This is a genomic window from Gimesia sp. (assembly GCF_048260065.1).
Taxonomy (GTDB): domain Bacteria; phylum Planctomycetota; class Planctomycetia; order Planctomycetales; family Planctomycetaceae; genus Gimesia.
In genome coordinates this window covers 195,485-217,433 of sequence record NZ_JBLXHC010000003.1, presented here as the reverse complement: position 1 = coordinate 217,433, position 21,949 = coordinate 195,485, and the positions used below count along the sequence as shown (strand labels likewise).

13 protein-coding genes are annotated in these 21,949 nt (G+C 52.5%); 4 read left to right on the top strand and 9 right to left on the bottom strand.

The genetic code is table 11. The annotated features are described in order from the left end of the window. Nucleotides 1-96: 96 nt before the first annotated feature. Complete coding sequence (locus ACN0YN_RS07010; protein ID WP_417384289.1) at nucleotides 97-492, bottom strand: ArsR/SmtB family transcription factor; 396 nt, start codon at nucleotides 490-492, stop codon at nucleotides 97-99. A 445-nt stretch (nucleotides 493-937) separates the two neighbouring features. Between ACN0YN_RS07010 and ACN0YN_RS07005 the strand changes: the two genes are divergently transcribed. Continuing rightward, the gene (locus ACN0YN_RS07005) at nucleotides 938-1,708 is read left to right on the top strand and encodes an SDR family NAD(P)-dependent oxidoreductase (RefSeq protein WP_417384288.1); all 771 of its coding nucleotides are present in this window, start codon (nucleotides 938-940) and stop codon (nucleotides 1,706-1,708) included. Nucleotides 1,709-1,716: 8 nt separating this feature from the next. Here ACN0YN_RS07005 and ACN0YN_RS07000 read toward each other — a convergent pair whose 3' ends face one another. After that, entirely contained in the window at nucleotides 1,717-4,668 is a 2,952-nt protein-coding gene (locus ACN0YN_RS07000; RefSeq protein ID WP_417384287.1) for a PVC-type heme-binding CxxCH protein, read from the bottom strand. 62 nt (nucleotides 4,669-4,730) lie between these two features. Next, nucleotides 4,731-5,633 carry an alpha/beta hydrolase gene (locus tag ACN0YN_RS06995; protein WP_417384286.1) on the bottom strand — a complete coding sequence of 301 codons (903 nt, stop codon included), beginning with the start codon at nucleotides 5,631-5,633 and terminating at the stop codon, nucleotides 4,731-4,733. Between the two features lie 121 nt (nucleotides 5,634-5,754). Here ACN0YN_RS06995 and ACN0YN_RS06990 point away from each other — a divergent pair, with 121 nt between their 5' ends. Next, nucleotides 5,755-6,552 (top strand): sialate O-acetylesterase, encoded by a 798-nt coding sequence (locus ACN0YN_RS06990; RefSeq protein ID WP_417384285.1) that lies wholly within the window; start codon nucleotides 5,755-5,757, stop codon nucleotides 6,550-6,552. Between the two features lie 86 nt (nucleotides 6,553-6,638). Here ACN0YN_RS06990 and ACN0YN_RS06985 read toward each other — a convergent pair whose 3' ends face one another. Beyond that, the gene (locus tag ACN0YN_RS06985; RefSeq protein WP_417384284.1) at nucleotides 6,639-8,123 is read right to left on the bottom strand and encodes a DUF1501 domain-containing protein; all 1,485 of its coding nucleotides are present in this window, start codon (nucleotides 8,121-8,123) and stop codon (nucleotides 6,639-6,641) included. 80 nt (nucleotides 8,124-8,203) lie between these two features. After that, nucleotides 8,204-11,413 carry a DUF1553 domain-containing protein gene (locus ACN0YN_RS06980; protein WP_417384283.1) on the bottom strand — a complete coding sequence of 1,070 codons (3,210 nt, stop codon included), beginning with the start codon at nucleotides 11,411-11,413 and terminating at the stop codon, nucleotides 8,204-8,206. Between the two features lie 667 nt (nucleotides 11,414-12,080). Here ACN0YN_RS06980 and ACN0YN_RS06975 point away from each other — a divergent pair. Then, on the top strand, nucleotides 12,081-13,484 hold the full coding sequence (locus ACN0YN_RS06975) for an RtcB family protein (RefSeq protein ID WP_417384282.1): 1,404 nt from the start codon (nucleotides 12,081-12,083) through the stop codon (nucleotides 13,482-13,484). A gap of 60 nt (nucleotides 13,485-13,544) precedes the next feature. On the opposite strand, the gene ACN0YN_RS06970 is transcribed toward ACN0YN_RS06975, so the two are convergent. Then, nucleotides 13,545-15,980: a glycoside hydrolase family 10 protein gene (locus ACN0YN_RS06970; RefSeq protein WP_417384281.1), complete on the bottom strand. Its 2,436-nt coding sequence runs from the start codon at nucleotides 15,978-15,980 to the stop codon at nucleotides 13,545-13,547. Between the two features lie 177 nt (nucleotides 15,981-16,157). Between ACN0YN_RS06970 and ACN0YN_RS06965 the strand changes: the two genes are divergently transcribed. Beyond that, the gene (locus ACN0YN_RS06965; RefSeq protein ID WP_417384280.1) at nucleotides 16,158-17,786 is read left to right on the top strand and encodes an aspartate:alanine exchanger family transporter; all 1,629 of its coding nucleotides are present in this window, start codon (nucleotides 16,158-16,160) and stop codon (nucleotides 17,784-17,786) included. Between the two features lie 85 nt (nucleotides 17,787-17,871). Here the strand turns inward: ACN0YN_RS06965 and ACN0YN_RS06960 are convergent, their stop codons facing one another. Genes ACN0YN_RS06960 through ACN0YN_RS06950 form a run of 3 tightly spaced genes read right to left on the bottom strand, consistent with a single transcriptional unit; the run spans nucleotide 17,872 to nucleotide 21,784 of the window. After that, nucleotides 17,872-18,870, bottom strand: coding sequence for a sialidase family protein (locus tag ACN0YN_RS06960; protein ID WP_417384279.1), 999 nt, complete (start codon nucleotides 18,868-18,870; stop codon nucleotides 17,872-17,874). Nucleotides 18,871-18,900: 30 nt separating this feature from the next. Further along, entirely contained in the window at nucleotides 18,901-20,571 is a 1,671-nt protein-coding gene (locus ACN0YN_RS06955) for a M14 family zinc carboxypeptidase (RefSeq protein WP_417384278.1), read from the bottom strand. Between the two features lie 40 nt (nucleotides 20,572-20,611). After that, nucleotides 20,612-21,784 carry a GntR family transcriptional regulator gene (locus ACN0YN_RS06950; RefSeq protein WP_417384277.1) on the bottom strand — a complete coding sequence of 391 codons (1,173 nt, stop codon included), beginning with the start codon at nucleotides 21,782-21,784 and terminating at the stop codon, nucleotides 20,612-20,614. Nucleotides 21,785-21,949: the final 165 nt, after the last annotated feature.

Here is a 21,949-nt window from a genome sequence, read left to right as displayed (position 1 = left end):
CTATGTTCTATCAAAGATGAGCGCAAATAAAAAGAGACCGACTGTCAATGGTCGGCCTCTTCGGTGGATTTTTCAGATTTGAGACTGATTCAGGGATCAGCTCAGATTTTGTGTCAGTGTGAAGTTATCTATTCGGATGATGTTTTCATCGGGATCATTAAAACTGTTGAATAATTCTCCCATAATGGAATGGAAGTGTTCACGGCAGATGGAATAGAAGTTGTGTTTTCCATCCCGTCGAGCTTCGATCAGACCGGCATCTCGCAGCAGTGCAAGGTGGTGGCTGACAGCAGGTTGACTCTGATTGAGCCGTTCGCATAACGCCGTAACGAATAACTCTTCTTCCTGGGCCAGATAAAGCATAATTCGCAGTCGTGTCTCGTCAGACAGCAACTTAAAGACCTTTACCAGATTCTTTTCAAGATGATCTGGCAGAGTGGGAAATCGCTGTGTCGTTCCTTCTTGGGGCGGATCCACAAGGTTTGTGGCCATATTACTAGTTTCCTTTTTTAAATTCATGCAAAAAAGCTCATTTTCAACCGTCGTTCTTTTCAACGACCGGCCTGTGGGGCATAATCTGTTCGTTCCGCTCACAAGTCAAGTGGGGGAATGAATCGCAAAAAAAACAAGCAGCCAATCGCTGGCCATACCAACTTTACAATATTGTGGCCCTAAATCGCCTGTAATACATGGCGCGCAGATCTAAGCTGAATTACTTACTCAACTACTTGTATTATTTGCCAGACAGGCGAAAGATGTGATATGAGGAAGACGCTTTTCGGTCTCAAATGACCGCCAAGAACGCTCCCTTAATTCGTTGGCAATTATGGTAGTGCCATCAGCGATCGTCAACTAGTATTTATCCAGTTTATCTAATTATTCGCGAAATAACATGCGTTTTGTCTGCTTAAGTGTTTTTTAAATATGGAGTTATGACGTGTCTGTATCTTCGTTCTGTAATCTCACCGGTAAGAAAGTTCTGGTTACAGGTTCTTCCAGTGGGATCGGAAAAGCAATCGCGCTTGAGATGGCTCAAGCGGGGGCGGACGTGCTGATTCATTATCGGAAATCGCAAGCGGCAGCTGAAGACGTTGCCAGCCAGATCCGCAAACTGGGACGAAATTCGGAGACATTATCTGCAGATCTTGCCTGTCTCGAACAGTATGAATCTTTTCTGAACCAGGCTTTTCAGATCTGGGGCCAGTTGGACATTTGGGTGAATAACGCAGGGGTCGATTTGCTGACGGGAAGCGAAGCAACACTGGATTATTCTCAAAAACTGGAAAAGCTACTCGATGTCGATGTTCGAGGCACCGTTTTGTTATCCCGCGAAGTGGGAGAACGCATGCAGCAGCAGGGGGGTGGCTGTATTTTGAACATCGGCTGGGATCAGTCAGACCGGGGCATGGAAGGGGCCAGCGGGGAATTATTTTCGACCAGTAAAAATGCCATCATGGGGTTCAGTCGATCTCTGGCCGTTTCGCTGGCTCCCCAGGTGCGTGTGAACTGTATTGCCCCGGGCTGGATTCTGACCACCTGGGGTGAGACTGCCAGCGAGGTCTGGCAGGAACGGGTCAAACGGGAAACCCCCATGCAGTGCTGGGGGACACCGGAAGATATCGCGAAGATGGCACGCTATCTCTGCAGTGATGAAGCATCCTATATCACGGGGCAGGTGATCAACGTCAACGGGGGGGCCGTCCGTTAAAATAAGATTCAGTCAGATGAATCATTCGATTCTTTTTCCGGCAGCAGATAGGCTATCAGGTCCCGAAATTCCTGAAACGTCATCTGGTCTGCCAGCCCGTCAGGCATGATCGAAGTTTTGGAAGGGATCATCTCTTCAATGTCACTGATTTTGAATGAGATCACATTCCCCTTCGAATCGTAGATCGAGCGTTCTTTATTGTTGTGTTTGTGATAGATGCCTGATGCCGTCTTTCCATCGATGGTGACAATCGTCAAAGGCAGAAAACCAGGGTCGATGTCTTTGCTGGGATTGATGATCGCTTCCACCAGCCGTTCCCGGTTCAGAGCGATCCGGCCGTTCGAACGGATGAGTCCAGGGCCTACCTGTTGACCACGGCCATCGATCTGGTGACAGCGAAAACAGCCGGGACCTCTGGGGTGAAAGAAAAGACGCTGACCAGCCTGTGAGTCCGCGGGACCTGCGAGCGTCTGCATCCATGCTGCGAGTTGCTCCTTGCCGGGGCGTTTTTCATTGAGCTGTCGTGCCAAGATCCGTTCTACCGCTGCAGCTGTGCCTGCTGCTGTGATCTGTTGAAGAGTCTTGCGTTGTGCTTCGGTCAAGGTGGCACCGGAGAGGGTGCGCAAGGCTTCTTTACTGACGATCGGATTTTTGTCTTGTGCTAATTTCAGCAGAGGCTCGATATTTTTGGAAAGAGAAGAGTCGAGGCCAATCAGGGCTTCTGCACGCAGATTGGCATCCGTTGATTCATCGTTAGCAAGTTGCAACAGTTTATCCCGGGCAGAATCAGATTTGCGTTCGCGTAAAGTGCGGACAGCTTCGGTTCGCAAGCCGGGAGCTTCCGATTTCAGGAATTCCGTCAGTTTCGCTTCGCTCAAAGCGGGATCATTTGCCGGCAAAAACAGCAGGATCTGTTGTAACACGGTCGGCGAAGTTTCGGGTAGTTCGAGCAGTTGTGCTGCCTGCTGGCGTGCCTGGGATTTGCTGACCCACCAGTCGCCGGTGGTGCCTCGCGTCCATTCTTTCATGACTCCGTCCAGTTGCGCGATGGCTGCGAGATAAGCTTTAAGCAGTTCCGGCGTTGTCGCTTTGCTGGCGAGGTCTGCAATCAAAGTCTCGCGAAATTCATGCAGCTCATCGCGACCAATCCACTCGACGGCTGCAAAGCGAACCTGCGGATTCTCATCTGTTAATGCCTGTTTCAGGATAGCAGTAGAGGGGTTAGCACGGCTTTCTTTTAATAACAGGATCACAGCCAGACGGACGGCGGGATCAGCATGGGAAAAGTTCTCTGCAAGCTCCGCGTCGGATAGCGTATTGCGGAGTCCCTGTCGCGCGGCCTGCTGCATAAATTTGTCGGAAGAAGAAAGCCGTTCAAAGATCAGCGGTAATGCTGACTTTTCTGAAATGCGTCTTAACGCCGCTGCCTGAACCGCAGGTGAGGGGTCTTCCTTCGCGATTTTCGTTAACTTAATCAGCCGATCGGGCAGGATCGTCACCGCCTGTTCCCGCAGTCCGGCCTGATTGTCCTGCAGGATTGAGTCAGCCTGTTCGGGTGTGAGTTTGTCGACACTGACCAGGGCGTTCAAAGCGACGGCACGGACGCGGGGATCTTTATTTTTGAGAGCTGCCTGTAACGCAGAGATACCCGCTGCTCCCTGCTTGAGTTGCTTTCGCGCAGCGGCATTTCGTGTCTGCCAGTCTGGAGAGGTGATGGTGTTGTCTCTCTGTTTTGTTTCCGGTTTGACTGCAGAGATGCGCCAGACGCGGCCTTTGCCATGCAGGGGATAAGAACGGTCGGCCCAGTCGCCGACATACAGGCAGCCATCCGGCCCTGCGGCAATACCGGCGGGTCGAAAATGTTCTTCACCGGCGATTACCGGTTGTGTTGTCGTTCGAAAAGAGGCGCCGTCCGGCGTGAGGTGGTAGCGGTCAATACGATGTTCGCCCCAGCTGGCGACCAGTAACTCCCCGCGATAGTCTGCGGGGAGTTGATCGGATTCGTAGATGATCAGACCAGTGGGAGATTCGCCCGTGGACGAAGTCATGGGCAGTGTGCCAGGTGTTTCTGCGTTAACGGCGATAAAGGGTTCGAGCGTTCGGCGTCGATATCCATAGTCGCCCCCCTGCACGATTGTGAGCAGGCGGCAGGGAGGCCGGTTTCCGGGATCATTATCGCCGACAAACATGCGACCGTTGACATCAAAGCAGAGGTGAAACGGGTTCCAGAAACCTGTAGCGATGCGCTCGAGTCTGCTGCCATCCAGGCGACAACGGAAGATGCCACCTTCGCCGCGGAGGGCAGGAATGCGGACATTTCCTTTGCCGATGAGCGTGGCATCGTCTCCGTAATTCTGACCGAAGGTGAAGTAGACATTTCCAAAATCGCCGACCAGTTCCGCGTCAGCACCTTCGTTCTCTCCCATGCTGAAATAGATGTTGTTAAAGAAGTCGAAGGCGAAGCCGGAAAAACCATTGTGGGGGTAGGTGGCTGTGGTTTCGAGTTGCACCAGGTTCTGCCTGACATCCGCGGTGCCATCATCGTCTTTATCGCGCAGTCGAAAGATCGAACTGCGGGTGGCGACGTAGATCCAGCCATCCGGATGTGCGGCGACATTCATCGTTTCTGTGGAACCTTCATAGAAGGTCTGGATGCGATCGGCGTGGCCGTCGCCGGTGGTGTCCTGCAGCAGACGAATGCGGTCGGTTTTGGGGCCCTGGTAATTCTCAGGACGAAAGTGAGTGTGGCTCTCAACAACATAGACACGATTCTGTTGATCGACACTCAGGCCGGTGACAGTAACGATGTCCGGTTCTGAGGCAAACAGTTCGATCTTCACACGATCATCCAGTGAACGAGGCGTTTTGATCTCCTCTGCCTGCAGAAGCGAGGTGACTAAAACGACCATGGCGCAGCTGATGCCGAAAAAGAGTCTCTTCCGATTTATGAAACCGGCCATGGGAATATTCCTCAAGTTGATGATCGTCATTGAAAGGGTGCGCGTTGATTTAGCGACGGTGTTTATTGTTTCGGTTCCAGATATCCGAGTGAGGTCAGAAACTGGTCCAGTTTTTTGATGGTGGAGTAGTAGTTGTCTTCACTGTTTTTACGCAGATTGAAGAAGCCGTGTCCTTCATTCGGATAAGCAACCAGCACACAGCGGTTCCCTTTTTGCTTCATCTGTTCTGTGAATCGTTCTACATTTTCGAACAGGACTGTTTTATCCTCAGTACCATGAAAAATGATGGTGGGAGGCGTCCCTTTCTTTACAAAGTGTATTGGAGAGATTTCCCTGCAGCGTTCTCCTAACTGAGCAGGCCCCCCTTTCCAGCCGGTTTCGGTGGTATCGACGACAGGATTGAACAGTGCCATCGCATTGGGAACCGATGAGATGCTTTTATTTTCATCCGGTTCGTCAAAGCCGATCACGGTTCCCGTACAGGCGGCGACATGTCCACCGGCAGAACCGCCTCCGGCGACGATCCGGTCTGGGTCAATTCCCAGTTCTTTGGCATGTTCGCGAATCCAGCGAACCGCTGATTTGCCATCGGCCACACATTCAAAGGGAGTGGTGTCGTGTTTGGATTTGATACGGTATTCGGCAGTGCAGGCGACCATTCCTTTCGATGCCAGGTGTTTGCAGTGCGGTTCAAACTGACTGGGGTTACCGTTTCTCCAGCCGCCACCAAAAAAGAAGACGATGGTGGGACGGGAATCACCGGTTTTCCAGTCTGCGGGTTTATAAATATTCAGATGCAGGTCACCCTGTTTGGTCTTTTTATAGACTTTGTATTCCGCGCCTGGTAATGGTTTCCACGCATTCTTATTTGCTGCCGGTTTTTTATCAGCCGCTGATACTGATGACAGGCAGGAAAAGGTTACCACGAGAAATAAAACGAGTGCTCTGGGGCTGAGAAAGTTCATGGCGCGATGCTTCTTTCGTAAAAAACAGAAACCGTATACTTGAGTTGGAATTGCGTCTGACTCTATAGTAAAAGAAATACCGATGTATGTGTCTCTTGTTTTCGAGTGGGAAATCCAAAAAATGAAAATTAAATGGTTGTTGAATCTGACCTTGTGTCTGGGGATGTTTTCTGTTTTGTCACCGCTGATGGCAGCTGACAAACCGGCTGAATTACCCGAGAAAGAAAAGTTTCATATCTACCTGTTGATCGGGCAGTCGAACATGGCGGGGCGTGGAAAAGTTGATCCTGCCACCAACAAAGCACACCCCCGGGTGTTGAAACTCGACAAAGCAGGAAACTGGGTGCCAGCCACCGACCCGCTGCATTTCGATAAACCGAAAATTGCAGGAGTGGGACCGGGGTCAGGATTTGGACCAGTGATCGCAGACGCTTACCCTGAGGTGACGATCGGTTTGATCCCTGCTGCGGTCGGAGGGACGCCACTCAGTCGCTGGGTCAAGGGGGGCGATCTTTATGAACGCGCGGTCAAGCTGGCTAAAGAGAATCAGAATAAGGGAGTGATTAAGGGCGCGATCTGGCATCAGGGAGAAGGGGATTCCTCGAATCCCAAATTATATAACAGTTACCAGAAACGGTTGGCCGGAATGATTGTGGATCTGAGAACAGATCTGGGAGAACCTGATCTGCCCTTCGTGATGGGAGAGCTGGGTGAATTTTTCACACGAGAGGGGGCTCCGACCGTCAATCAGGCATTACACGGGATCGCCAAAGAGGTCCCCGCGACAGCAGTCGCTTCTTCTAAGGGACTGCCTGCGAAAAGTGACCAGGTGCACTTCAATGCAGAATCGGAGCGGGAGTTTGGCAAACGCTATGCTGCTGAGATGTTAAAACTGCAGAAGCAGGACGCTGATAAATAACAGCCAACGATAAATTCAATGAAAAGAGGCTCGTCTGTCGCAGGTGACGGACGAGCCTCTTTCGCTTTAAAAACGTGATATTCGGGTCACGCGAGAATTGCTTCAACGGGGCTGTGATCTTCTACCCCTGTCAGTCTCTGATCAAGTCCCTGGAATTTATAGGTGAGTTTTTTGTGATCGATTCCCAGGCACTTGAGAATCGTCGCGTTGAACTCATGGATGTGAACCGGGTTTTCCGTGATGTTGTAGCTGAAATCATCGGTTGTGCCATGCACGACCCCTTTTTTGATTCCGCCTCCCGCCATCCAGATACTGAAGCAGCGCGGATGGTGATCGCGTCCGTAATTTTCTCGCGTCAGTTTACCCTGACAGTAAACAGTACGACCAAACTCACCCCCCCAGACCACGAGTGTGTCATCGAGCATGCCTCGCTGTTTCAGGTCTTTGACCAGGGCGGCTGCAGGCTGGTCGATATCTTTACATTGCTTGGGCAGGTCGCCGGCAATGTTCGCGTGCTGGTCCCAGCCACGGTGGAAGATCTGTGAGAAGCGAACGCCCCGTTCGGCCATGCGACGTGCCAGCAGACAGTGGTAGGCGAAGGTGCCCGGCTTGTGGACATCAGGGCCATACATGTCGAGAGTGGCTTTTGTTTCTTTGGAGATGTCGGTCAGTTCGGGCACCGACGTCTGCATGCGGAACGCCATTTCATATTGAGAAATCCGGGTTTGAATTTCCGGGTCCCCGATCTGATCGAATTCGTTCTGATTCATTTCCGCCAGTGTATCCAGCATGCGTCGTCGCAGTTTGGAAGGGACCCCCGGAGGATTCGAAAGAAACAGCACGGGATCGCCTTGTGATCGTAAAGAAACGCCTGCGTATTTACTCGCCAGGAAGCCGCTGCCCCAGAGTCGGTTGTACAGGGCCTGTGCCTGCTGACGTCCCGACCAGGTAGAAGTCAACACGACGAATGAAGGGAGGTTTTCATTCATGGAACCCAGGCCATAACTGAGCCAGGAGCCCAGACTGGCGCGACCGGGCAACTGATTGCCGGTGCAGATGTAGGTGATGGCGGGATCGTGGTTGATGGCTTCCGTCCAGAGCGAGCGGACGATGGAGATATCTTTCACGATGCCGGCCGTGTGAGGCAGCAGCTCACTGACCCAGGCACCATCGCCTCCATTATCGTATTTCTGAAACTTGAACTTGGAAGGAGCCAGTGGAAAGCGGGACTGTCCTGAAGTCATGGTGGTCAGTCGCTGACCTTTACGGACTTCTTCTGGGAGATCCTTATCGAACAGTTCATCCAGTTTGGGTTTGTAATCGAGAGTATCAATCTGCGAAGGGGACCCCGCCATGAACAGGTAAATCGCCTGTTTTGCTTTGGGGGCAAAATGCGGGACGCCTGGCAGGCCACCCGTCGATTTCATGTCTTTTAATTCCGGTGTGGCTACCTGAAGTGGCAGACGACCCGCTTCCAGAGAGGCGAGCGCTGCGGTACCCAGTCCTAAGCCACCGGTTTTGAAAAAGTGACGTCGCGTGATTTGTGAGAGTCGTTCCTGAATGGGATTCATGACTTTACCTTTATTTCTATTTCATACTAAACCAGATTGTGTTTGTGACAGAGACTCATTCGAAATTCCGTTATGCAACGTCAGTTTTTCGTGAGTACTTCATCCAGGTTCAGGATGAGGTTGGCGATCATGGTCCAGGCTGCCAGTTCCTGGGGATTCAGTTTGGGATCCGGTTTGGATTCTCCAACGGCGATCAGTTCTGTAGCGGCTTTCGAGTCACCCTGATAATAGGTCAACATATCCTGGAACGTGTTCTGCATCAGGGTCAGATCTTCGGCGGAGACTGGTTTTCCCGTAGCCAGCAGATACGCAAATTTGATCCGTTCTTCTGGTGTGTTGCCCCCTTCTTTGATCATGCGCTCGCCCAGCGCGCGGGCAGCTTCCATGTACTGAGGATCGTTCAGGAGCAGAAGTGCCTGCAGTGGAGTATTAGTGCGTTCCCGGCGCATCGTACAGGCTTCACGGCTGGGGGCATCGAATGTCGACATTTCAGGGGGAGGCGATGTTCGTTTCCAGAACGTATACATCCCGCGACGGAAGACTTTTTCCGGGCCGGTATCCTGTTTGAAGCGAACCGTGTTGGAGCCGGAATAGCCGACTGCAAACCAGAGCCCATCGGGTTGTGGTGGTTTGACACTGGGACCGCCGACTTTGGGAACCAGTAATCCACTGACGGCCAATGCCTGATCACGGAGTGTTTCCGCATCGAGACGGAAGCGGGGGCCGCGTGCAAGCAGGCGGTTCTTTGGATCTTTCTTATACAGTTCGGGGGTGATGTTGGAACTCTGTCGATAAGTGCCAGACATGACCATCTGCTTCATGAAACGTTTCACATCCCATTGATGTTCCTGGAAGTCGACCGCGAGCCAGTCCAGCAGTTCGGGATGGCTGGGGGCAGCTCCCTGGTTGCCGAAATCTTCGCTGGTTTCCACGATGCCGGTTCCAAACAGTTGCTGCCAGAAACGGTTCACGGCGACACGCGAAGTCAGTGGATGACTGGGAGCGACCAGCCATTTGGCGAGTCCGAGACGGTTCACGGGCCATTCGGCTGCCATCTCGGGGAACTGCGACGGCGTTTTTCTTTCGACCTTGTCTCCCTTTTGATCGTACTGCCCCCGTTTGAGATCAAAGGCATCTTTGACGTTATTTCGCTCGCGGAAGACAAGCGTAGTCGGCAGAGACTGAATCAGTTTATCTTCCTGTGCTTTGATCTGAACTTTTTTCGCCAGGAGTTTGCGATATTCGGAGTCGAACTGGTTCAGATAATATTGCCTGAGTAATTCGGTCTGTTGTGGCGTGCGTTTCTCGGCGGCCAGTTTCAGAAGCGGATCAATCTGATTGTCGAAGTAGACCTGATTGACTTCGGATTCGGTCAACTCATGATCATAGAGACGAAATTCATCGGCGAAGCCATTCGTCAGGTGAGCATTGGTTGCCGAGTGTCCCAATGTCAAAGTCGCAGAATTCAATGGCGTTGTATTCTTGAACGAATCAGAAGAGATTGTCAGTTCTGACTGTTTTCCGTCGACATAAATGGCAACGCCATGTGCTTTCGCGGAACCATCGTAAGTCACACAGATGTGATGCCACTGATTGGCGGTGATTTCGTTATTGGCAGTTTTCACTTCCACTGCATAGCCGGGCCAGCGGTCGATGAGTCTGACGCCGAGGTTCTGGTTCGTAATCTGCAGATCATATCCGCGTTCGCGGGAATTCGGGTTGATGCTGGATACGATCGGTCCCGATGTTTTGCCGTTTGTTTTGACCCAGATGGCAAAGCTGAACGGTGTTCCTTTATTAAACTGTCCGGTTTTACCCAGATCCAGGTAGCTGCCTGGAGCAAACTGGAAGCCGTTGTCAAACTTTCCAGCGACCCATTTGGGAGCCCCTTTGACAGTCGCTTTGTTTTTCTCGTCTTTTACATTCGCCGCGGTGGCTTCTGTTTTTTCATTGAGCGGATAGGCAGCCAGTAATCCTCCCGGTTGCGGAATGGAGAGGTCCGGGTTACTGCCCGTTTTTAAAATCTGCTGTTTCCACTGCAACCAGGATTGAAACGCCGGTTCATTGGTTTTGGTTCTGTTATCTCCCTGCTGTACGATGGCAGCGATCTGAGTTTTGTACGCTTCCAGTTGTTTGGACTGGGCCGCGTTAGGAACGCGAACCGAAGGGGGAGAATCCTTGATGTTCCCATCCATGGCTGGGCCATCCAGATTATTGAAGAAGGCGAACATCTGGTAGAATTCGGTTTTCGTGAAGGGGTCAAATTTGTGATCGTGACAGACGGCACAACCGAGGGTAAGTCCCATGAAGGCCTGGCCGGTGGTTTCGACGCGATCGATGACGTTTCGCACGTAAACTTCTTCGGCGATTGAGCCCCCTTCGTTCGTGGTAACGTGGCAGCGATTGAATCCGGTCGCGATCTGCTGGTCCAGAGTCGGATTGGGCAGCAGGTCACCCGCCAGCTGTTCGATCACAAACTGATCGTAATGCATATTGGTGTTGAAAGCATTGATGACCCAGTCGCGGTAAGGCCACATCTCACGGTAATTATCGAGGTGCAAACCATGCGTATCACCGTAACGGGCGATATCGAGCCAGTAACGAGACATGTGCTCGCCGTAATGGGGAGATTCCAACAGACGATTCACCACTTTTTCGTAGGCATCGGGTGACTTGTCATTCACGAATGCTTCGACTTCGGCTGGACTGGGAGGAAGTCCGGTCAGATCGAGGGTGACGCGTCGGATCAGATCGCGACGATCTGCTTCCGGTGACGCTTTCATCCCTTCTTTTTCGAGTCGGGCCAGAATGAACTGGTCGATCGGATTTTTAACGTGGTCTGTCTGCTTGACTGCGGGGGGCGCTGGTTTCACTGGAGTCACAAAGGACCAGTGATCCTGCCATTCCGCTCCCTGTTCAATCCATCGTGTGAGCAGGTTGATTTCTTCTGCCGTCAGTTTTTTACCACTCTCTGCGGGGGGCATTTTGAGGTCTTCATCGCCAGTGGTGATGCGGGTGATCAGCTCGCTCTCTTTGACCTTTCCAGGGACAATCGCTTTGTGCCCGTCCAGATCGGCAAAGGCGCCTTCTTTAGTATCAAATCGCAGATCGGCGGCCCGTTTTTTGACATCGGGGCCGTGACACTGAAAACAGTTTTCAGACAGGATGGAGCGAATCTTTGTGGGGGAAACTTTTTCTGAATTCTGTGCGCGAGCGGCAGGTGTGGTGCAGCAGAAAACAGTCAGAAGCAGAGCAGGGACGAGGCGCTTGCTCAAACACAGAAGAAGCATGACGTTCACCTTCTGGATGAAAATTTTCAAGTCAATCATCGGCTACCGGTCAGGGGCTGCCTGGATTAAGACTTGTCAATGAATCTCTGGTGATACCTGTCCGACCGACAATCCATATCAGTTTGCAACGGCGGTAGCTGAGCCACGCGGTTCAGCAGGCGGGATGGCACTTGTTTCAGAAACTGGGGAGCAAAGCTGTCGTTTCTGAATTCAGGTTCATTCATTCATTCTAATCACAGCGAAAACCCTTTGCAAGACGACGATTGAGGGATTTTGACGTATCTCCCTGTGAATGCGATAGTTCGGTCAGGAATGAGTTCGATTATCTAAGGGACTTCAGACAAACGAATCTGTTCTCTATGCGTTTTGTTTTCAGGAACATTCAGAGATCTGTGACTGATACGCGTCTCTGAAGTGGTTTGTTGGCTTGAAGTTTCTGAATGGCTGCAGAATCCGTTGAGAGAGACGACTTTCTATCGAATTCGATGGGCTGAACTATTATTCTCGCATATTTTCAAGATCAGAGAACCTGGTCAGTTTGCTTGTGTCCACTGGGAACGAATCATGTTAATCTGAAGACAGGTTTTATGTTAAGCAGGTGACGCATGAAAACCAGTAGAGGGGCAGAGCGTCGTGTCCCGTAATGAGAGTAGAGGAGAAGAGAGAAATGAATTCTCGTCAGTTGCTGAAAATCGGAGTTCCTGAATATTGTCTGAAGACTGCAAAAACAGCCATTCAGAACAAAGTCGCCGAGGAAAAAGCGAACGGCAAAGTGCGCGGAAAAGAACTGAAAGAACTCGTTCAGAAAGTGGTGGAACACCCTGAAGAGTATCTGGAAGATCCTGCGTTTCGGCAGTTGGCACTGGAACTGGTAGATGACAACAGCGAAGAAGTGGTTGAACCAGTCTCTTACCAGATCTGGGGTAAAGAGGGCATCGATGAAGGTGCGTTTTCACAGATGGATCTGGCATGCCACGTTCCTTCTGCCTGGGGTGCCGCGCTGATGCCTGATGCGCACATCGGATATGGACTGCCAATTGGTGGCGTACTGGCATTGGAAGACGCCGTGATTCCATACGCTGTCGGTGTGGACATCGCGTGTCGTATGAAGCTGTCCGTGCTGGATATTTCTGTGGATAAACTGAATCAGAAACATCACCAGTTTGTGGATGCGTTGAATCGGGGAACCGTATTTGGCGTAGGCCAGGCGCATGAAAAACGTCAGCGTCATGCTGTGATGGATGAAGACTGGTCCGTGACCAGAATCACGCGCGAGAACAAAGACAAAGCCTGGAAGCAGCTGGGATCTTCCGGTTCGGGAAATCATTTTGTGGAATTTGGTGTGCTGACGATTGCACAGGATGATGCCGAGTTGGGACTGGATGCCGGCGAGTACGTTGCGCTGTTAAGCCATAGCGGAAGCCGGGGAACCGGTGCATCGGTATGCAGCACGTATTCCGGAATTGCGCAGGCACGTCTGCGAAAGAAACATCATCACCTGGGACGACTGGCATGGCTGGAGATGGATTCCGAGCCTGGCCAGGAATACTGGGCGGCGATGAACCTGATGGGAGATTATGCGGCTGCGAACCATGCCGTGATTCATCAGAACGTGTCAGAGATTCTGGGAAGCAAGGTGATTTCCGGCGTGGAGAATCATCATAACTTTGCCTGGAAGGAAGAGCATGGCGGAAAAGAAGTTTACGTGCATCGCAAGGGGGCAACTCCAGCGGCGGCCGGTGAGCTGGGTGTGATTCCTGGTTCCATGGCTGATCCGGCATTCGTAGTGCGCGGAAAAGGAAATCCGGCAAGCTTGAATTCTGCTTCGCATGGGGCAGGTCGTTGCATGTCGCGTAATAAAGCCAAAGACAAGTATCGCTGGAATGCAGTGAAAAATGATCTGGCGAAACGCGGTATCACGGTGATTTCAGCGGGCGCTGATGAAGTTCCCGGTGTTTACAAAAACATCAATGAAGTCATGGCCGAGCAGCAGGACCTGGTGGAAATCGTTGCACGCTTTAATCCAAAAGTGGTGAAGATGTGCGGTGATGGAAGCCGTGCCGAAGACTGACTCGTATGCGTGAAAGTTCACAGGCAGGTTGGAAATTGTTTCTGACCTGCCTGTTTTTTATCACTTTTTCAGACGATGCGGTGGGACTGCTTTGACTTTGCCGGCGCTCTGTTTGAAATCGGGAATGATGCTGGAGATGGTTTGAGGATTTAAGCTGAAGACGGTGAAACCGCCGGCATTCAGTTTGCGTGTCATATCAACCTGACCCATTATACGATCACTGCTGAGCGTCGTCCTGGTTGAGAGCGCACCGATGCCCGGATAAATGGGAATGCTGCCGGCCAGGTGTTTCTGCTGGTCTTCGATCCAGATGCGAAACTGGGTATCGTTGTCGGTGTAATCCATAGGGCAGATGAAGTCGAGATAACCATTTTTGGCCCACAGCGGCCAGTCCTGTGCCACCCATTCCCGGCAGTCCGGATATTCACGAAAGACGGCAGCGGAGATTTTGATTCCCGGTCGTATCTTGCGGGCTTCCCGTTGCACGGTCTCAACAAGTCGGGTGATCTGAGCGGCACGCCAGTCCCGATACTGGCTCTTCAATGAGCCTTGATAACAGTCGGCAGGCCAGTTCTGGACTTTGATGCCCGTATCGGCTTCAAACTTCTGGCGACTGAAGTCACTGTAGTCGTGACGATCATTGGGATAGCGGATGTAATCAAAGTGAATGCCATCCACAGGGTATTTGCGCACGACTTCCAGCATACTGTCCACTTCCAGCTGAAAGTTTTCCGGATGAGCCGGGTTAAGCCAGTCGGAAGGTTCGCCGGTGACGCTGACCTGGGTACGTCCCGCGTCCCGCATTTTTTTTACAAACGATTCCGGTGCCGTCGAAAGGTTGTGGTTCACTTTCCAGACATGGACTTCCAGACCGTGCTGGCGGGCGGCTTTGAGACATTGTTCAATCTGATCGCCATACTTTTCGTATGTGGTGCTGCGGGGGAGCACGTCGCTGGGGTAATGAGCGAGACCGCCCCAGAGCATGTTGGGAATGATCATGTTAAAGCCGGCGTCCGACAGTTCTTTACAGGTACGATTCCAGTCGCCGGGATAGGGACCTGTAGGAGAGTGATCCCAGACGGCGCGGGCTTCCCGGGGAGGACTGGCACGGGTGAGCAGATAAATCTTGACCCGTTTCTCGCGACAGGTGCGTGCAAAAGGAATGGACTGAAAAGCCTGATTCTGTTTCAAAAGACGTCGGGCCTGATCGAGTGTGGTTGTGGTGCGATCCAGATCGCGGGCTGCCAGTTCACTGCTCTTCGCAGGCGTGACGGTAGTCACGATGTGTTGTCGCAGATCGGCAAAGGTCTTGAAGGGGCCCACCTGATCTGCCTGGGCGATGGTAGCTGCAGCGATGGCATCCCAGAGTTGAGGCTGGAAGTGTCCCATGATGGCGGTCAGCAGCGCCTGTTTCTGGATCGGGTCATCGCCCAGGATCAGATGGCTGAAGTAGGCACCTCTGTCGCTGACGATGAGTGCGGGTTTGCCCGTTGACTTTCCTTTTTCATCATACCATTGACCCACGACGCGCGCCCCGTGTCCTGAAGGAATCCCAGTCACCAGATTCCAGGAGGCCTGCTTGACTTCGGTGGGCAGGCCCAGGATTTTAGAGTCTTTCAAGCGGATGGAAGAGAGAGAGCCGGGAGACTCCGGTTTATAATAACTCCCTTTTTTTATGCCCAGGTTCTTTTCCAGTGCGGCGGGGATATGAAAATTCAGAAAGACTTTGCCCCCCTGTTCCATAAACTGATTGAGAGTGCCGCACGCTTTGGCAGAGAGATTGGGATTGAAGGGGAGGATGGCAACGGACCGCTTTCCGAGTGACGTCACAGATAACTCGGACTCGCTGATGCGGTCGCAGTGAATGCCCGATGATTGCAGGAAGCCTTCAATCCGCTCGGCGGCAGCGACGGTGTTAGTGTCTTTCTGCTGCTGACCTGGATCGGGGACAATGATCACAATCTCATTGGTGACTGCTTTCAGATCCCGGATTTGGAAATGAGTATTCGGTTCCGAATCCGTTTCCCGCCAGACGACGAGACGTATGGTATCTACTTTATTCCAGCCTGCTGGTTTGTCTTCGTCACGAAAATCGCTCTTCAAAAAACGGAGCGTCTGCCAGTTGTTTCCTTTGACACTTCGGGCTGCCGAATACCAGCCGGGACCACTTTTGAAATAGAGGCTGACCTGGTGATTGCTGTCGGGTGACTCCGGTTTCACATCGACTGTGAAGACTCCCGGCGTGGACAGGTCGAGCTTGACCGCTTTATCCATGCCGGCCCGCGGGATCTCGCGATTCGAAGCAAACGGGGCAGAAAGCAGCAGGACGTTCTGATCGTTCGACTTCTGCATGGCGAGGGGAAGCGTCCCCTTCAGTTCCTGCCAGTTTTTTCTGACTTCGGTCGATGAAGAATAGCTGAATTCATCAAGTATCTGATTTGTGCCGGTTGTGAAGCCGAGAGTGAGGACCAGGAGACAGGGGAGTGACTGGAACATGGGAAACCTGCTGTAACTGACTGAAAACGAGACGATGTAATGAATGTGTAGTTTTATCGGGTGAGAAGGTTACAGGCAAGTTGTTTATCTTTTCAGTGTTGTTTCACTCAATTATTAAATGCGAATATCATGCGATGTTCATTCTGCCTCAGGTGGCACACAGGAGATAACTCGATTATGTTACGATGGTCCGAGTCTCGCGCTCCGGTTAAGATAGATGTAAGGTTAAGTACGATCAAAGATATTATCACATTATTTGCTGTGATCGGTTTCGGTCTGATACTGGGAAAAATAGCGGTCCGTGGAATTTCGCTGGGCAGTTCGGGAGTGATCTTCGCCGGTCTGCTGGCAGGGCATTGGGGCTATCAGGTTGCGCCCGAAGCAGGGCTGGCGGGGGTTGTCCTGTTCATCTACTGCCTGGGAATCGGTGCAGGTCCCAGTTTTCTGCAGATGTTTCTGAATCGAGGCAAAGCGCTGGCGCTGCTGGCCGGAGTCATGATGGGTTCGGCACTGCTGGCCGTCTGGCTCATGGGGCGTCTCTTCAAGTTGAGTCCCGACCTGGCGAGCGGCCTGTTTGCGGGGGCGCTGACGAGTACGCCGGCTCTCGCGGCGGCGACGGAAAAGCTGCCCGCTGGTTCGGATGTCGCGGTCGGCTTCGGGGTTGCCTACCCCTTTGGTGTGATCGGGGTGATTCTATTCATTCAGATTCTGCCCCGCTGGTTTCCCGGTGGAATTGATAAAGCCCTGAGTGAATCGACTGCCGCCCGCGGCGAAATCATTCGCGAAGTGGTTGAAGTCCAGAACAGAAATCTGGTGGGGAAACGCCTGCGGGACGTGACCATTCTGGCGAAATCGAACTGCCAGGTTTCACGATTGATTGTGGATGGGCAACCACGACCGATTCCGAAAGAATTTCAACTGGAACTGGGACAGCTCCTGCTGGTGATTGGGCGAACCGGCCAGATCGAGAGCGTGGTCGAAGCGTTGGGGACGAGATGCCCCGATGCGCAATATGTACTCGATGTGGAGCGGCAGCGTCGTAACATTGTGATTACGTCCAAGGATGTGGTGGGACACACGCTCAAGGATCTGCATTTTCGATCCCGCTTTGGTGTGACCATTGCGCGGATTACCCGCCAGAATATTGAGTTTGTCCCGGGGTCAGAGCAGACACTGCATTACGGTGATATTCTGCGTGCGGTGGGTGAGCCGGAGGACCTGGAACGTTTTGCGACGGCCGTTGGTCACCGGGCCCGGACTGCGGATGAAACGGACCTGATCATCCTGGCGGGAGGACTGATTCTGGGGATGATCCTGGGGCGCTTGAGTGTTTCGCTGGGAGGTCAATCGTTTTCCCTGGGAATGGCGGGGGGACCGTTGCTGGTCGGGCTGCTGCTGGGACACTTCGGTCAGTTTGGTGGATTGTCAGTACGAATGCCGCGTGCGGGCCGGTTGTTATTAAGTGAACTCGGGCTGACTGTGTTTCTGGCGCAGGCGGGTTGTCAGGCAGGCGGGAATTTCGTGGAAGTGGTCCGCGCCAACGGATTGACGATGTGCCTGGCTGCAGCGGTGGTGGTGGCGGTGCCACTGCTGTCCGGGTTTCTGGCAGCCCGTTTCTGGCTGCGTTTGAATCTACTGGAGACGGCAGGGGGCTTGTGTGGCGCGATGACTTCCACGCCCGGGTTGGGAGCGGTCACGTCTGCCATTGATTCGAGTGTGCCGGCAACGAGTTATGCAACCGTCTATCCGGTGGCCCTGGTCCTGGTGACACTGTTGACGCCGATTTTGATTGCGTTGCTTTCCTGAATGCCAGCGCAAAATACAGGGGACTGTGAAATCAGGTTCACAGCCCCCTGTTACGTCTGCAGGCCACACTCTTACGTGAAAAAAATTATTTATAACTGACTTTGGCAAAGTAGATGGAAGTTTTGCCTTCGTGGCTGGAATAGTAGCTCACGTTCAGCAGGCCATCATGCAGGACCATGTTGGCGTAACTGGTATCGCCGCCACTGGGGAGTTCCAGCAGTTCTGTAAGAGTACCCTTCTCAACGTCGATCTGACAGATGGATGTGTGAGCTTTGGGGGAGTAGAGTCGTACGGTTGCCAGGAAACGGCCATCGGGAAGCTGGAACAGGTCGGGACCACCAATACGAACGCCGAGATCTTTCCATTTCCAGTCGGTATACGGAGGGCGAGAGACACCCAGCAGACCTGTGTTAGCGCCTTTGGCATCGCGACGCAACAGGCAGTAGCAGGTGTTGTCTTTCGTGAAGACCAGCGAACTTTCGTTGGTGTACCCGGTATCAAACAGTTTGTCGACGACCGTTTCGTAGTCTTTACCGTCACTGCTTTTATACAGGCGTGTGAAGCGGGGGCCTGCTTTCCCCGTGTGGTAGCCGATACTGTAGACATCGCCGTTATGCCATTTCATGCCCCAGAGCCAGACACTGGGGTCGCCGATTTTATAACCCTTCGACCAGTGTGTGCCGTCGTCCGAAAACCAGTTCATCGACTGATGTTTGACAGGGTTGGGTTGAGGCAGTGCCGCAGCGCCGCTGAGCATGAGCTGGCCTTCCGGGGTGACGCTGATTTTGGCATCGCGGAGATCGTCTGTGTCTGAGGAGATCCGGGCAACCGGTTTCCAGGATTTACCATCTTTGGAAGCGAGTACCTGCAATGAGCCGTCGGGAGAGACATGTGCTTTGCCGGTACGGAAGACGCAGAACCATTGATCTTTGAAACGCGTCAGTCCGGTAAATGCATTGTGGGGATCTTTATCCCAGATTTTCTGGACGCTTTCCAGTTTCAGTTGAACCGGTTCGTCTGCGTGGAGCAGTGTTGCAGACAGCAGTAACAGGCAGACTGCAATGAGTGGCGAGGCGGATTTCATAGGAGGTTCCTTTGTAAAGAATCGATTTTATTATTCTGTGTCTTTAAGGCGTTCCATGACTGACTGAGGCGGCTTCCAGCCATACGTTCTGGTTTGTTTGGGGTTGTAGAGACAGGTGATGAGATACAGATCACTGGATTTTGATTTTTCGGGGGGCACATTAATCTGCACATGAGTAAAACCGTCTCCATACCATGCCAGATAGCCATCGGTGGCACTCTTCTTAAGCAGGTGTCCGTTGAGCCTGATATCAACCAGATCCGGATCAGGATAGGGGATACGCATTTGAAACGAGATGCCATGCGCGAGTGGTTGTTCCGTTTCAGGAGTGGAGTGCCCTTTGCTGACAGCGAATTTGATCTCCGGTCCGGCTTCGATGATTGTTTTCAGCGCTTCCTGATCAACTGAAGGTATGCTTTTAATGTTGTCCAGAAACTCTGGGATATCAGCCGACAGTAATGCAGCGGCTTTGTTCGAAGTGGCAATCAGATAGGTTTCTCTGCCTGCGGTCTGCGGGTAGAGGATGGCCTGGGTGAAAGAAGGTTGCTGTTTCCAGAGTTCGCTGCGGCTCTGTCGCCTTTCTTGCGGCGTCGTTCCCCAGGCGGCGACGAAGTGCCCAATGTAGCCCTGGACGCGATTGACGGGATAACCTGTGAAATACTCGCCTTTCCATCTGTCATTGCCGATCTTCATCAGGGCCTGCAGCCGTGCCAGGCCGCTTTGTTCCCAGCCGACTTCCAGCGCCATTACCATCGTGTGATAACGGGCATAACCGTAATGGGCTGTATAAAACTGGGGACGACCGAGCCAGAGTCGGTTTGACATGGCAGTCAGAGAGGCACCCCAGAAGAGTCGTTGTGCATCGGCTTCGAAACGGTCGTAACCAAATCCGGCTTTGATGCCCGCTGCGTTGAGTGTTTCGGTAATCCTCCAGTCCCAGGGGCGCAGTGACATGTTGGAATAAGCAGAACCTGTGACTTCAAACATGGTCTGACCACGATAACGTTCGCGGGTTCCCAGTTGATCAGGGCCATATTCCTGCAGGCCTGTGCCATGCACGTCAACGTGTACGTCGGGGCGGAACTGGTCAATCACGGACAGAACCGCCATCACTTCGGGTGCTTTTTCGGGCAGTTTAAATTCGAATGTTTTGAGGTCCCAGTTGGCGGTTCCCCCGCCTGTGTAGGGATCAATCTTCTGGGAATTACCGAAACGATCGGTTTCGAAATACGCATATGGGTTGATGATGGGGATGATCAGCAGTAACTGATTTTCGCGTGTTTTGACGGCTTCCGGATCGTTGCTGAGGGCCCATTCAATGAAGTGCAGGACCGCTGTCGTGCCACTCCGCTCGGGGCCGCCATGCAGGGCTGTGACCAGGCAGACCTGTTTCAGCTTGTCCTCTTTTTTCGGATCGGTGATCTTGAGCATCGGGAGTGGGATGCCTTCGAGTGTCACGCCGATGCGATCCACCTGAACCCGGTCGGGATAAGTTTCTTCCCAGTATTTTAAGGTCTCGGTATATTCTTTGATCGTCAGTCGGTGCAGCTTTTTCTGCCAGGGTTGAGGCAGTGCGGCCAGTTTCTGTTTCAGATCTGACTGTTCTTCTGCCCTTAAAGCAGTTGCGAACAGGCAGAAAATGGTAAGGATAAAGAGGCAGGAGCTAATGCGGGGTATCAATCGTCGATTTCTGTGAGTCATGCTATTGTCCTGTCGTGTGTAAACGTCTGGCTGTCATTGATCAGGCGGTGGGGGCAGGTGGCGGTCCCAGGGTTTGTCCCCTGCTGGTATTGATCGGGATGGGGAAGACTTCTGCAGAATCCAGGGGCAGCGTTCCCTGTTTCATTTGTGTGAGCAGTTCTGCTGCTTTCTGGCCGATGGCAATTTCGTCGACCGTAATGGAGGAGAGTCTGCTCTGAATGGCGCCGTTGCGAACGGTGCCGCCAAAACCGAGCAGCGAAATATCTTCGGGGACCCGCTTTCCGAGTTTTCCCAGCAGCAGATAGATCAGTTCGGCCAGGGAATCGAAGGTCGCAAAAATAGCGGTGGGTGGCTGTTCGCGCTGAAACATGGTTTCCAGTGTCTGCAGCAGATCCTGTTCGTAATCAACGGGATGAATCTGAGAACTCGGGCCATGAAAAATGAATGGCTCAGGGCAGGGATCTGCCTGTGATGCGAGTGCTTCTCTCAGACCCGCTTCGTATTCAATGGAAGCGCTGGCACGATGAGGGGAAAACAGTGCCAGTGATTGATGTCCCTGTTCCAGTAGTGTCTGTCCGGCCCGTCTGCCAACTTCGCGGAAGGGGATGGAGAGTAGAGGAGCCTGTACGCCTTCGACCTGGCGGTGACAGAAGACAACGGGAATGCCATGCTGCTGCAGTTGACGAACCTGGTAAGCGGGTGTGGCAGGAACGGTGGCAGGAACCAGTGCCACGCCGGCGACATGTTTGTCAATCAGTTGCAGAATGGTATTACCCTGGGCGTCGATTTTGTTTTCGGTGCAGCAGACAAGAACCTGATGCTGTGTCGCCGCCGCAGCTTGTTCAAAGCTGCGTTGCAGGGATGGATAATAGCCAGTGCGCGTTTCGGGCAGCACGAATGCAAAAATATCCAGTGGCCTGGAAACCGGCAGGGGAGGGTTGGTGCTGACAAACGAACCTTTGCCATGAATCCGATTTACCCAGCCTTGTTCTTCCAGCAGTTGCATCGCGTTGCGAACTGTCGTCCGGGCCAACTGGTGTGTTTCGCAGAGTTGGTGTTCGGACGGCAGGGCTTCACCCGGGCGGATTTCGCCTGTCGTGATCTGCTGAATGATCTGTTCGACCAGCAGCATGTACTTGGGGCGCTGTTTGCCGGCAGGAGAGGAACCGGAGGGCATCGTATTCTGAATTGTGTCGGGAGCACGTGCTGCCATGGATCCGTTTTTTTATTTCATTCGGGGTTGAAATTAGATACGAATGTGGTTACTTGTATTTAAATAAGATACAAGTTGTTTGTGTGTTGTCAACAGTGAAAATAGCTGTAAAGATAAAAATCAAGTTGGGATTCATGTGAATTCTACTTGAAAGTAGTACAACAT